We start from the raw sequence: 12,921 nt of genomic DNA, 5'->3' as shown, positions 1-12,921 counted from the left end.
GGCCGATGCAAGGCGCTAAGCAGGTGAGTCAAACGCTCAGCCACGATATCGTGATAGTGGGTGGTGGGCTTGTAGGTGCTAGCTTGGGCTGCGCGTTGGCGCCGTTGATTGATCGTTACGGCTGGCGTGTGGCGATTATTGAAGGGGCTGCGTTACCTGAAAGTTCCCAGGAAGCATCCTGGCAGCCCAGCTTTGATGCAAGGGCCAGCGCTATTGCCGAAGGCTCTGCCCAGCGTTTTCGCCAGTTGGGTGTATGGGAGGCGATGCAGTGTGAGGCAGCGCCTATTAAGCGTATTCACATTAGTGAGCGGGGGCGGTTGGGGGCTGCGCGATTAAGTGCCAAGGAGTTAGGGGTGTCAGCATTGGGCCATGTAATACCCAATGCTTGGATGGGGCGAGTGCTTCACCGGCAGCTTCAGCAATTGCCCATTGAGTGGTATTGCCCTGTCCAGGTCGCGCAGCTGACGCCGCAAGCATCCGGCCATCATCTGATGCTTTCTGATGGTCGCGAGTTAACGTCGGCGCTCACCATCCTCGCTGATGGCGGTCGCTCTGGCCTTAAAGAACAACTAGGTATTAGCAGTCGCCGCTACTCCTATGAACAAACCGCATTAATCGCTCATGTCGGTGTTAGCCAGCCTCATCAAGGTGTGGCCTATGAGCGCTTTACCGCAGACGGTCCTATTGCACTACTACCGTTACCGGGCCAGGCCATGGAGCTGGTATGGACTCATACCAGCGGGGCTGAGCAGGCGCGCTTAGCCCTTTCTGACCGAGAATTTTTACACCAACTACAAGCTGCGTTTGGTGATCGGGTCGGGCGTTTTACTCGGGTCGGTCAGCGTTTTAGTTACCCGCTTTCACTGGTCACCGCTGAAGAGCCTGTTCGGCCTGGGTTGGCGGTATTAGGTAATGCGGCCCATGCGCTTCATCCTGTTGCAGGACAGGGATTTAATCTTGCGCTCCGCTCGGTAATAGACTTAGTGGAAGCGTTAGAGGAGGGCGCTCAGGAGCCGCGAGCACTGGGAGATATGCAAACGCTACTCGCCTTCGAGCAGCGCCGTGCTCAAGACCGAGCCAACGTGATCCAGTTCAGCGACGGCTTAGTGCGCTTGTTTGGCTATTCGCTGCCACTATTGTCCCACGCTCGGGCGGCGGGGCTGATTGGGCTTAACTTGGTAGGCCCTCTGCGCCGTAGCCTAGCACGACGGGCTATGGGTCTGGAGCGCTGATTTACCTAAGAATTAAGGAACGCTATGACTACGCAAGCAGCGGCAAGCAAAGCGTCGGTTGAACGTTTTGATGCAGTAATTGTGGGTGCGGGCATGGTAGGTACCGCGCTAGCAGGGTTGCTGGCAAAGGCAGGCATGCAGGTAGCCCTGGTAGAAGCTAAAGCGGCACCGCTACAGCTCAGCACTTTTGGAGAACACTCGCCTGCGCCGCGTGTCAGTGCCCTTACGCCGGTTTCTCAGCGGCTGTTGACGCACCTTGGTGCATGGCCCGCTATGGAGGCAACCAGGGTAACGCCTTACCGCTATATGCAGGTATGGGATGCCGAAGGCAGTGGCAGCATCGACTTTTCAGCTGATGAAGCGGGCACGTCGGTGCTAGGCCATATTGTCGAAAACGATATCACCCTGGCGGCACTTAATGAGCAGGTGCTTAAGTTACCGACAGTTAATACGTTTTTTGGGGCAAATATTCAGGCGTTACAGACGACTGGCAGTGGCCGTTGGCTTGTCCTGGATGACAGCCGTCAGCTACACACATCACTACTCATTGCCGCAGATGGGGCGCGCTCGACTCTGCGCGAACTGGCGGGCATTAAGGTGGCTGAAGATGCCATGGAGCAGGATGCGTTAGTGACAACAGTTCTCTGTGAGAAGACCCATGGTGCCACCGCGCGCCAGGCTTTTGTCGCCGGTCAGCCCTTGGCTTTTTTACCGCTGACGGTCAACGGTGATGATCGCTACTGCTCGATTGTTTGGTCAACCGCTCCAGAGCATGCGGAGGAGCTAGCTGCTCTTTCATGGGAGCGCTTAGGTGAAACGCTTGGGCGTGCGTTTAACCACCGGCTTGGCAAGGTAACAGTGGTGGATAATGCGCATCGCTTTCCTCTCGTCCAGCGTCATGCGTCACACTACATTCAGCCAAATTTTGCTCTGGTGGGGGATGCTGCCCACAGTATCCACCCGCTGGCTGGGCAGGGTGTCAATCTGGGCTTTATGGATGCGGCAGTACTGGCTGAAGAGGTCGTTGCTGCTTGGCGGCGCGGGGCTCCCTGGGGGGCATTAACCACTTTGGCTCGCTATGAGCGGCGGCGACGTTTTGATAACAGCGCAATGCTGGGGCTAATGAAGGGCTTCAAGGTACTGTTTGGTAGCCAAATTCCGGCTCTTACACTAGTGCGTAACCTAGGCATGAGTGGCATGAATCAAGTAGTGCCAGTAAAGCGTATGGTTATGCGGCAGGCCACCGGTGAGCGTGGCCGCCTGCCGCTGTCGTGCCGTTAACGGCGCCGACTATCCACTACGTTCAGTGCCTTAAGCAGGTTAAGCGCTTCGCTGAGCTGGTAATCATCCTGTAGTCGCTGTACGGCGGCGGAGCGCTCGCGTGGTAAAGCTGATTGGCCACCTAAGTGGCCATCAAGGTCGGCTTCGCGAACTTCGCGGCGGCTTTCGGCAACCTCCAGGCGGCCACGTACTACCTCTACATCAGGCTCAATACCTTGAGCCTGAATTGAGCGCCCGTTGGGAGTGTAATAGAGAGCAGTTGTTAGCTTGAGACCCTCTCCGTTACCGAGCGGCATAATCTGCTGCACGGAACCTTTGCCAAAGCTTTCGGTGCCCATAATTACACCGCGACGCTGGTCCTGGAGTGCTCCCGCAACAATTTCTGCCGCCGAGGCGCTGCCGCTGTTAATCAGTACAACCAAAGGCACTTCTCCGGCTGGCGTTGCCGGTGTGGCGGAAAATGACATTTCGGTATCAGATAGCCGCCCTTCGGTATAGACGATTAATCCACCATCCAGAAATAGGTCGGCAACGCCAACGGCAGCTTGCAGTACGCCGCCAGGGTTATTGCGCAAATCAAGAATCAGGCCCTCAAGAGGCTGTTGGCGCTCCATGCGCTCAATTGCTTGGCGCGCTTGATCGGTAGTGCGTGACTGGAACTGGCTGATACGCAAATAGCCGTAGCCCGGCTCTAATACTTCATGCTTAACGCTTTCACTGCGGATGATCTCTCTGGTTAAAGTGAACTCGCGAGGCGCATCTTCACCCGTACGCAAGATAGAGATCTGTAGCTGGCTACCTGCTTCACCGCGCATTATGCTCACTGCTTCTTGAAGCGACATGTCATCGGTGGGGGTGCCATCAATAGCAATAATAATGTCCCTTGAGAGCAGCCCTGCGCGGGACGCGGGTGTGTCATCAATGGGTGTGATCACCATAAGCTGACCATTTTCGGTGCCCACTTCAATACCTATGCCGCCAAACTCACCCTGAGTGGACTCGCGTAGGCTTTGGTACTCTTCTTTATCTAAATAGGCGGAGTGGGGGTCTAGCTCTCTGAGCATGCCGCGCATGGCGTTACGCAATAGCGTGCGGTCATCCACCTCTTCAACGTAGCCACGTTTAATACGCTCAAACACTTCGGCGAAGGTTTGAATCTCTTCTAAAGGAAGATCATTCGCAACGCTATTGCCAGTCGGTTGGGCTGCAAGTGGTAGCGGAGCGAACAATAGGGCAAGCGGTAGCAGGGTAGCCAAGAAGCGCTTGGCGGGTGCCGATACCTCGGTAACAGATAGCGTCATGCAGACTCCGCAAGGCGAAAGGCGGCGCGTCACTGCGCCGCGCAAATTTAGATAGTGAAGCTACGTTGGGCATTCATATAGGTCAGCTTATCCCGTCAGCGGCGTGCAATCCAACGTTGAGGGTTAATTGGTGCTCCACCTCGCCGCACTTCAAAGTAAAGCGCCGAACGGGGCTGGCCGCCACTGTTGCCTACCCGGCCAATTTCATCACCCCGGTTGACTTGCTGGCCAGGGCGAGCGCTGAACTGTTGTAGATGGGCGTGTAGTGTCATGATTTGGTCGCCGTGATCGATAATGAGCAGATTACCAAAACCACGCATCCAATCGGCAAACACTACACGGCCGCTGTGGACTGCCGTGACAGCAGTCCCCTCGTTGGCCTGAATAACAATACCGTTATAGTGTACGCCGTCGCGGCGCTGGAAATCCGCAGTAATGGATCCTTGCACCGGCCAGGGTAAATCGCCTTGGGTGCGCGTGATGTGCGTGGTGGGAGAGGGTTGTGATAAGCGGGCAAGTTCAGCCTGGATAGCACGTAACTGCTGCTCCGCCTGTTCTCTGCTCTGGTTAAGATCTGCCAGGCGATCAGCCTCGCTACCATAGCGGTCATCTAGCGTTGCTACGACGCCACGCCGCTCTGCGGTACGTTGAGCTAACAGAGTACTTTGGGTTTCTAGCTCATCTGCCAGCGTATCAAGACGCGTTTGGCGCTCGCTTAAGGCTTGTTGCGTGTCGGCAAGGGCGGTGTCTAAGCGCCGAATGTCTGTTAAGCGCTGCTGGCGGGCTTGGGTCAGCCGGTTGAGATAGGCCTGCATACGGTCGAGCTCAGCTGGGTCGCTTTGGTTAAGCAGTAGCTTGAGCTGGGGAGTTGGGCCAAGCCGGTAAAGCGCGGCCAGCTGTTGGGCTAATGCGGCGTACTGAGCATCGCGCTCAGCCTCCAAGCGATCTCTGTGCTGTAGTAGCTGCGTGGTTTCGGCATCCAACTGGCGACGTTCGGCTTGCAGAGCATCCAGGCGCTGGTGTGTTTCGGCTAGTTCTGTCTCAACTTGTTGCAGCTCGCGCTCAGCGCTGTCGCGAGCTTGGGCGGTAGCACTCAGGCGCTGCGAGAGGGAGTCAATCTCCTGGCCAAGGGCATCTAATTGCTGGCGTGCTGCATGCTCGTCCTGGGCGATAGCGGGCGAGCACAGCATCATCAACACTGTGCTTAGTGCTATTACTCCCCGCATTGGCATCAGCCTAATGTAATCAACGGCTTCCCGGTCATTGCTTCGGGAACGGGTTGATTCATCATCGTCAGCAGCGTAGGTGCTAAATCGCATAGGCGGCCATCTGCTAACGTGCCGTCTCGCTCTCCCACGTAAATGAGAGGCACTACGAAGGTAGTGTGAGCGGTTTGGGGAGCGCCAGTTTCCGGATGCACCATCTGTTCGGCATTACCGTGATCGGCGGTAATCAAACAGGCGCCACCTGCCCGCTCAATAGCTTCTACTACTCGGCCAACGCAGGTGTCGACGGTTTCAATGGCTTTCACTGCGGCGTTAAAGTCGCCGGTGTGGCCGACCATATCGCCATTGGCATAGTTGCATACAATTAAATCAAAACGACCACTATCGATCGCTTCCACCAGCTTGTCGGTGATCTCGAATGCGCTCATTTCGGGCTTTTCATCGTAGGTTTTAACGTCCCGCGGGGAGGGCACCAAGATGCGCTCTTCACCCTCATACTCCGCTTCGTTACCGCCAGAGAAGAAGAAGGTAACGTGGGGGTACTTCTCGGTTTCGGCAATGCGCAGTTGGGTCAGTCCACGTTTGGCGACTACTTCGCCCAGGGTGTCACTAAGATCTGACGGGGGAAAGGCAGTCGGTGCCGGGATGTCAGCAGCATATTGGGTCATCATCACGATGCCATCACCAGCGAGTTTCGGGCAAACGCGACGCTCGAAGCCAGTAAAATTGGGTTCGGTGAAGGCACGGGTTAGCTCGCGGGCGCGATCAGAACGGAAGTTTAGAAAAATAGCTGCGTCGCCATCTTGTAGAGTAATGGCGCTATTGTTGAGGGGGATGCTACTGGAGGCTACAAACTCATCGGTTTCACCGCGCTCGTAAGCGTCACGCAGAGCAGTTTCAGCGCTGGAAGCGATAAAGTCTGCGTGGCCGTCGGTCAGTAAGCGATAGGCCTGCTCAACACGCTCCCAGCGATTGTCTCGGTCCATCGCGTAAAAGCGGCCGATCACCGAGGCAACAAAGCCGTTGTCAGCACCGACCAGCTCCGCCAATCGGGCATTGGCTCGCTCAATTGAGCGGAGCGCACTTTGCGGCGGCATATCACGGCCATCCAAAAATGCATGTACGAAAATGCGCTGTGCACCGCGGCGAGCCGCCAGCTCGGCCATGGCAATAAAGTGGTCTTCATGGCTATGCACGCCGCCAGGGGAGAGTAATCCAAGTAGGTGGACTGCATGACCGTTGGCCACCGCTTCATCGATTGGCTTGGTCAGTACCGCGTTAGTATCCAGCTCACCCTCTTCAACGGCCTTGGTGATACGCGTGAAGTCCTGGTACACGATACGGCCCGCACCTATGTTCATATGACCAACTTCGGAGTTACCCATCTGCCCATCAGGCAAGCCCACATGGCGGCCATCGGTATGGACGAAGGCATGGGGGCGGTTGGCCCACAGTTTATCCATGTTAGGCGTATTCGCGGCAGCCACAGCATTGTGGGCACTATCCGGGTTGTGGCCGTAGCCGTCTAAAATGATCAGCGCCACGGGGCGCGGAGTAGCAGTAGATGTAGCCATGGAAAAACCTCGTTAAGTTGGTCCGCCAAGCGACGTGAGATGTTGTTTGAAACGTCATTGAAGAGTGCTCAGACCGTTTTCAGACAACACTTTATGATCGGGGTCGCGACAGGCGCGCGCTTGGGGCATCATAACGCAGGCAACCGTCGGGCGTCATGGCCTGCGCGGAATGCTGTGTGACGTGTATACTTGTCGCGTTTCTGACAGTGGCTAGGCCGCTTTTTTCTGTATAGACCAAGAGATTGTGTTCGCGATGATCGATCAGCTGTTCGAATTCGTAATGAACCACCCCCTATTAGTGGGGGCGTTTTTGTTGGTACTGATAGCGTGGATTACCTATGAAACGCGCAGTGCTGCCACTAATGCTGTGACTTCTACTGAGGCCACCCAGCTCATCAACCGCGAAGACGCGGTGGTGCTGGATATTCGTGAAAGCAAAGACTTTAAAGCCGGGCATATCGCTGGCGCACGCAACATACCCCAAAGTAGCCTCGACAGCCGCATGAGCGAACTGGAGAAAGTCAAAAGCCAGCCGATCATCGTGGTGTGTAAACATGGTCAGAGCTCGGGGGCTGCTCAGGCGAAACTCTCTAAAGCGGGTTTCGAGCGCTCAACCAAGCTAAAAGGCGGTATGGTGCAGTGGCAGGCCGATGGCCTACCGGTCGTTAAAAAGTAATCACGTGGCTGGTAGTATCCGCGTGTCTTAATTTATTGAATGAATCATTAGGAGCATTCCAATGGCGGAAGATAACAACACCCCGCAGGCTGGCGCCGCTGAAGGTGAAAAGCCCCAGCTGAAGTTCTCGCTACAGCGTATCTACGTAAAAGATATCTCGTTTGAAGCGCCTAATTCGCCCTCTGTATTTAAGCAGGCGTTCAAGCCTAAAGTGAATCTTGACCTTAACACCACCAGCCAGAAAGTAGCTGACGACCAGTACGAAGTGGTTGTGAAGGTGACGGCTCAGGTTAACGACAGCGAAACTGGCACCACGTCATTCCTCGCGGAAGTTGAGCAAGCGGGCCTGTTCCGTATCTCTGGTATCGAAGGTGCTCAGCTTGAGCAAACCTTGGGTGCGTTCTGTCCTAACCTGCTGTTCCCTTACGCCCGTGAGTGCGTGGATAACCTTGTCAATCGTGGTGGTTTCCCACCGTTGATGTTGGCGCCGGTGAACTTTGAAGCCATGTATGCTCAGCGCAAGCAGCGTGAAGCGCAGCAGGCAAGCCAAGCTGCAGAGAACACTCACTAAGCTATGTTGGAAACATTGCTCGCCGCTAATTGGGTTGCCTTACACGGTAAAATGCCTCGCCTCTATGTGTCTGCTGAGTTCGCAGTCGGCGCCACATTAACGCTGCCGGAAGGTCCTGCGCGACACGTCACGCGGGTACTGCGGATGGGTGAAGGGGCGCCACTGGTACTGTTTGATGGCCGGGGTCAAGAGGCAGGAGTTCGCTTAGCCGAAGTAGGCCGCAAACATACTTCGGTACGTATTGAGGAGCTTTGGCAAGGGGGCAATGAGTCGCCGTTGGCAGTGCACCTTGGTCAAGCGATCTCCAAGGGTGACCGGATGGACTATGCCATTCAAAAAGCCGTGGAGTTAGGCGTTGCGGCTATCACCCCACTCTATACGGAGCGGGGTGATGTGCGCCTGAAAGGCGATCGAGAAGAGAAAAAGCTGGCGCATTGGCAGGCTGTCGCGGCTAGCGCCTGCGAACAGAGCGGTCGAGCGGTCGTACCGCCGGTCTACCCACCCAAAGGGCTTGATGAGTGGCTGGCCGAACGTCAAGAACCGCTGCGTTTAATGCTGCACTTGGCGACGGGCAACGTATTTTCCCAGCAGCCCCGCCCCGATGCGGCGGCGCTGTTGATTGGCCCCGAAGGTGGCTTAAGCGACGCGGATATTAGCATCGCTGTTGCTAGCGGTTTTACGCCACTAACACTGGGTCCTCGGGTGCTGCGTACTGAAACCGCCCCGGTAGTGGCCTTAACGCTTTTACAGCATCACTTTGGTGATTTGTAAGCACTCACTATCGCCAGTACCCTCTATCTGATCGCTGCCCAGCAATGCGTAGGCAGCGATTTTTTTATACGCTGTTCCCCCGCTGTTGGTTGTGCTGGTAACCACGATGCTTTGCCTTGCGTTCGCAAGACACCATAATGAAGCTCTACTTCCTGTAAGGACGGTACCCATGGTCCGTGAGTCACACTCCTCGCCTCGCTCCGCCAGCGATGCATCTGCCCAACTGGGTGATGTCGCATACTTAACTGTAACTGCGGTCAATAATACCGGGGCGTTTTTACAATGGGGGCAACCTAAAGATGTGCTATTGCCCTACAGCGAGCAGCGCTTTCGTCCTGACCCCGGCAAGCGGGTATTGGTGATGCTATATAGCGACGATCAGGGACGGCCGGTGGCCACCATGCGTCTTGATCGCTTTTTAACCGACGATGCCTGGGCGCTAGAGAAGGGTGATGAAGTGTCTGTTGTGGTTGCTGACCGAACGGATTTAGGTATGAAGGTTGTCGTCAACCACCGCTACTGGGGGCTGATTTATCAAGATGATATTACTCAGCCGCTGCGCCGTGGGCAGTCGCTGAAAGGTTATGTAAAGCAGCGCCGTGAAGATGGTCGTGTGGATATTTCGCTACTACCTCCAGGGGCGGCCCGATTAGATGTGGTCGGCGATAAGGTATTACAGGCGCTGCGCGAAAGCGGTGGCTACCTGCCTCTGGGTGATAAAAGTTCGGCCCACGCAATTAAGACTCGGCTGGGTGTGAGCAAGAGCGCCTATAAGCAGGCGATTGGGCGGCTTTATAAGCAGCAGTTAATCACCCTGGAGCCTGATGCTATTCGTCTTGTGCCCGGTGCGCTCACCGAGGGGCAAGGCGAGTAGCCGCTCGTCGCGGTGGTTGGAGCTGTGCAGGCAGTACGGCATACTGCCTACTATTGTTCATGTCTGGATAGGTACCCCGATGAGCCAAGCAACGTTGCATCTCGGTGTGGTGATGGATCCCATCAGCGACATCGCGTACAAAAAAGATACCACTATAGCCATGCTGTGGGCGGCTCAAGAGCGCGGCTACACACTTCACTACATGGAGCAGGATGATCTTTTTTTGAGCGCGGGCCAAGCCTACGCACGTATGCGCCTGCTTACGGTGCACCGCGACCCCAACCACTGGTACGATTTGGGTGACGCGGTGCAGCGCCCGTTAGCCGAGCTAGATGTGGTGCTAATGCGCAAAGACCCGCCAGTAGATACTGATTTTACCAATGCGGTTCATCTATTAGGTTTTGCCGAGCGTGAAGGCGTGCTGGTGGTAAACCCCACATCAGCACTCTTGCAGTGTAATGAAAAGCTATTTGCCCAGCAGTTTCCCCAGTGCTGCGCGCCCACACTGGTGGCTAGCCGCGACGATGTGCTGCGCGCTTTCCACGCTGAGCACGGCGATGTGATTTTCAAGCCGCTGGATGGTATGGGTGGCACCGGCATTTTTCATATTGGGCCTGATGGCCGCAACATTGGCGCGGTGATTGAACAGTTAACGCTGCGTGGTCAGCGGCAAATTATGGTGCAGCGCTACTTGCCTGAAATTAAAGACGGCGACACGCGTATCTTGTTGGTTGATGGTGAACCAGTACCCTTTGGGTTAGCGCGCATACCTTCAGTGGGGGAAACCCGGGGTAATCTGGCTGCTGGTGGGCGTGGCGTCAGTCGTGAGCTAACCGAACGTGATCACTGGTTAATTCAGCAGGTGCAGCCGATGATTCGCGAGAAAGGCTTGATGTTTGTTGGTTTAGACGTGATCGGTGACTACATCACTGAAATTAACGTAACAAGCCCCACTTGTGTGCGTGAAATCGATGACCAGCGCGGTACCGATATTGCCGGCATGCTGCTGGACGCGATTGAGCGTCGGCTTGCCTAAAGGTTGAACGTCCTAGCCGCTAAATAATTCGAGGCTTGCCGAGTAATTGGTGGGCCGTAGGAGACGCATGCAAAGTTTAAAGCATCACTTTTTAATGGCAATGCCGCACTTAGATGATCCTAATTTTGCGGGTAGCCTGATCTACCTATGTGATCATGACCATAACGGTTGCATGGGGGTTATCGCTAATCGGCCTCTTGAAATCACCCTGGATGCCCTGTTTGAACAGCTTTCACTGGGGGGAGACGATAGCCCGCACCGTAATGCACCAGTCTATTATGGCGGTCCAATGCATAAGGATCGTGGCTTCATTTTACATATTGGCGATAGCCAGGATTGGGACTCAAGTGTCCAAGTGGAAGATGGTATTGCGCTTACCACCTCAATGGATATTCTACAGGCACTTGCCGATGGCACTGGTCCTGAGCATTTTCTGGTCTGCTTAGGTTGTGCAGGCTGGGACGTTGGGCAGTTGGAAGACGAGCTAAAAGAGAACGCCTGGTTGACTGTTGAAGGCCAGGGAAGTGTGCTATTTGATACGCCACCTGCCGAACGCCTAGCCGCTGCGGCTGGCATTCTGGGGGTTGACCTTAACTTGATGACCCGTGATGCGGGGCATGCGTAATGGTTACATATCATGGCTGATATAGGGCAGCGGCTGATACTCGGGTTTGACTTTGGTACCCGGCGCATCGGTGTTGCGGTGGGGAATGAGCTGTTAAATAGCGCTCGGGAGCTGTCGCCGTTAGCTGCTCGCGACGGTATTCCCGATTGGAATCTTGTCTCACGGCTAGTAGAGGAGTGGCAGCCTGATCTATTTGTTGTTGGTTTGCCGCTTAATATGGATGGCAGCGAATCGGCGATGAGTACGCGTGCACGTAAATTTGGCAACCGCCTTCATGGGCGTTACGGCAAGCCCTGTGAAATGGTCGATGAGCGGGGCTCTACTCGCGAAGCGAAACAAATTGCCCTCGCGGCAGGCCACCGTGGTAACTACTGGGAAGAGAGTGTTGACGGGATTGCCGCGGTACTTATTTTGGAAGGTTGGTTTGCCCACCAGGAAGGTCTTCCGGGTGGGCGCACTGCTTATTAGCAGCACTTGTTAAAAGTAAGATGGGGGCTAGCGGTCGAGCGTGCCAGTTTGGGCAGGCACGAACCAGCGTACAGAGCGCAGATCCTTCTCTATCAAATCGTCAACGTTGAGCAACGTTGCAAAAATGGCCATGCGCATGGGAATGCCGTTATCTGTCTGACGGAAAATCGCCAATCGTGGGTCGCCATTTAGATCCACATTTAGGTCATTAGCGCCTGGGCGGCTATCCCGGGGCAGCGGGTGCATGACAATCGTGCTCTGACTGCAGCGACGGTCAAGAAAATCGCGATTCACCATAAAGTCGTCAGACAGCCCCTGAAAGCTCTCATTCATCTCGTCGGTAAAACGCTCTTTCTGGATGCGGGTGGTGTAAACCACGTCCAGGTCTGAGAAATCGCTGGCCAATGAGTCGCGCTGTTCAATGCGGTGCCCGCGTGACGTGACCAAGTCAATCAGCTTTGATGGCATTTCAAGCCCTGGTGGAGAGACCAGAGTAATGCGCAAGGGGTCGTAAAGAGACAGTAGCTTAATCAGCGAATGCACCGTACGGCCATACTTCAAATCGCCGGTAAGTAAGATATGCGCACCACTGAGCGATTTACCCAGCCGCTGAAACTCTTTATCAATAGTGTAAAGGTCTAGAAGCGCTTGGCTCGGATGCTCGCCAGGGCCATCTCCTCCATTAATCACTGGTACATTGGTCGCTGCAGCAAACTCAGCAACCGACCCCTGGTCGGGGTGACGCATTACTATTGCATCGCAGTAACCGCTCATCACCCGGCTAGTGTCATATAGCGACTCTCCCTTGGCCATAGAGGAGAACGTAAAGCCGGTGGTATCGCATACGCTTCCACCTAAACGACAAAAGGCAGCATTAAAGCTTACCCGGGTCCGGGTACTAGCCTCAAAGAAGAGGTTGCCGAGTACTGCGCCTTCCAACACTCGTGTCACTTGGCGCCGCTGAGCAATCGGCTCCATACGCGCAGCAACACGCAGTAGATGATCAACGCTTTCGCGGCTTAATGAATCGACAGTTAATAAGTGCTGGCTCATCGTAGACCTCAGAGTAATAGGCATTCGGTGCTAAAGGCAGGTATCAGTGTAACTGCCAATGCAGTGCCATCGAAGTGCTTTCAGCAGTCAAATATGGGCATGCTGAAACTTTCTCACGCTTATTTCCCAAAAGGCCTTGCCAAGCGGGTCATGAAACCGTAAAGTACGCATCCGCTGCCGGGGACGCCAAGCGTTACCAGCGGTGAATAAGGTGTAAAAACCTTGGTTTGTCA

At 55.1% G+C, this 12,921-nt stretch carries 13 protein-coding genes; 9 read left to right on the top strand and 4 right to left on the bottom strand.

Translation table 11 applies throughout. The annotated features are described in order from the left end of the window. The first annotated feature begins 5 nt into the window (after nucleotides 1-5). The gene (gene ubiH / locus CPA45_RS06855; protein ID WP_096650836.1) at nucleotides 6-1,232 is read left to right on the top strand and encodes a 2-octaprenyl-6-methoxyphenyl hydroxylase; all 1,227 of its coding nucleotides are present in this window, start codon (nucleotides 6-8) and stop codon (nucleotides 1,230-1,232) included. Nucleotides 1,233-1,256: 24 nt separating this feature from the next. Beyond that, nucleotides 1,257-2,513, top strand: a complete 1,257-nt coding sequence (locus tag CPA45_RS06850) for a UbiH/UbiF/VisC/COQ6 family ubiquinone biosynthesis hydroxylase (protein ID WP_096650835.1) — start codon at nucleotides 1,257-1,259, stop codon at nucleotides 2,511-2,513. Here the strand turns inward: CPA45_RS06850 and CPA45_RS06845 are convergent. The 3 genes from CPA45_RS06845 to gpmI all read right to left on the bottom strand — a co-directional run bounded on the left by CPA45_RS06845 (nucleotide 2,510) and on the right by gpmI (nucleotide 6,614). Continuing rightward, the gene (locus CPA45_RS06845; RefSeq protein ID WP_096650834.1) at nucleotides 2,510-3,814 is read right to left on the bottom strand and encodes a S41 family peptidase; all 1,305 of its coding nucleotides are present in this window, start codon (nucleotides 3,812-3,814) and stop codon (nucleotides 2,510-2,512) included. The genes CPA45_RS06850 and CPA45_RS06845 overlap by 4 nt on opposite strands. A gap of 95 nt (nucleotides 3,815-3,909) precedes the next feature. Continuing rightward, complete coding sequence (locus CPA45_RS06840; protein WP_165771514.1) at nucleotides 3,910-5,040, bottom strand: murein hydrolase activator EnvC family protein; 1,131 nt, start codon at nucleotides 5,038-5,040, stop codon at nucleotides 3,910-3,912. A 5-nt stretch (nucleotides 5,041-5,045) separates the two neighbouring features. After that, nucleotides 5,046-6,614, bottom strand: coding sequence for a 2,3-bisphosphoglycerate-independent phosphoglycerate mutase (gene gpmI, locus CPA45_RS06835; RefSeq protein WP_096650832.1), 1,569 nt, complete (start codon nucleotides 6,612-6,614; stop codon nucleotides 5,046-5,048). 253 nt (nucleotides 6,615-6,867) lie between these two features. Here gpmI and CPA45_RS06830 point away from each other — a divergent pair, with 253 nt between their 5' ends. From CPA45_RS06830 to ruvX, 7 genes are all read left to right on the top strand, one after another. Further along, nucleotides 6,868-7,290, top strand: a complete 423-nt coding sequence (locus tag CPA45_RS06830; RefSeq protein ID WP_078089716.1) for a rhodanese-like domain-containing protein — start codon at nucleotides 6,868-6,870, stop codon at nucleotides 7,288-7,290. Nucleotides 7,291-7,351: 61 nt separating this feature from the next. Next, on the top strand, nucleotides 7,352-7,861 hold the full coding sequence (gene secB / locus CPA45_RS06825) for a protein-export chaperone SecB (RefSeq protein WP_044628537.1): 510 nt from the start codon (nucleotides 7,352-7,354) through the stop codon (nucleotides 7,859-7,861). Nucleotides 7,862-7,864: 3 nt separating this feature from the next. Beyond that, nucleotides 7,865-8,632 carry a 16S rRNA (uracil(1498)-N(3))-methyltransferase gene (locus CPA45_RS06820; RefSeq protein WP_096650831.1) on the top strand — a complete coding sequence of 256 codons (768 nt, stop codon included), beginning with the start codon at nucleotides 7,865-7,867 and terminating at the stop codon, nucleotides 8,630-8,632. Between the two features lie 169 nt (nucleotides 8,633-8,801). Further along, entirely contained in the window at nucleotides 8,802-9,506 is a 705-nt protein-coding gene (locus CPA45_RS06815; RefSeq protein WP_096650830.1) for a CvfB family protein, read from the top strand. 79 nt (nucleotides 9,507-9,585) lie between these two features. Continuing rightward, on the top strand, nucleotides 9,586-10,542 hold the full coding sequence (gene gshB / locus CPA45_RS06810; protein WP_096650829.1) for a glutathione synthase: 957 nt from the start codon (nucleotides 9,586-9,588) through the stop codon (nucleotides 10,540-10,542). 67 nt (nucleotides 10,543-10,609) lie between these two features. Further along, nucleotides 10,610-11,167 (top strand): YqgE/AlgH family protein, encoded by a 558-nt coding sequence (locus tag CPA45_RS06805; RefSeq protein ID WP_096650828.1) that lies wholly within the window; start codon nucleotides 10,610-10,612, stop codon nucleotides 11,165-11,167. 12 nt (nucleotides 11,168-11,179) lie between these two features. Further along, complete coding sequence (gene ruvX / locus CPA45_RS06800) at nucleotides 11,180-11,635, top strand: Holliday junction resolvase RuvX (protein WP_096650827.1); 456 nt, start codon at nucleotides 11,180-11,182, stop codon at nucleotides 11,633-11,635. A gap of 27 nt (nucleotides 11,636-11,662) precedes the next feature. On the opposite strand, the gene CPA45_RS06795 is transcribed toward ruvX, so the two are convergent. Beyond that, the gene (locus CPA45_RS06795; RefSeq protein ID WP_096650826.1) at nucleotides 11,663-12,688 is read right to left on the bottom strand and encodes an aspartate carbamoyltransferase; all 1,026 of its coding nucleotides are present in this window, start codon (nucleotides 12,686-12,688) and stop codon (nucleotides 11,663-11,665) included. Nucleotides 12,689-12,921 lie beyond the last annotated feature (233 nt).

This window comes from Vreelandella nigrificans (genome assembly GCF_002374315.1).
Lineage (GTDB): Bacteria > Pseudomonadota > Gammaproteobacteria > Pseudomonadales > Halomonadaceae > Vreelandella > Vreelandella nigrificans.
The sequence above is the reverse complement of the archived record's forward strand: the minus strand, read 5'-3'. Positions and strand labels throughout refer to the sequence as shown.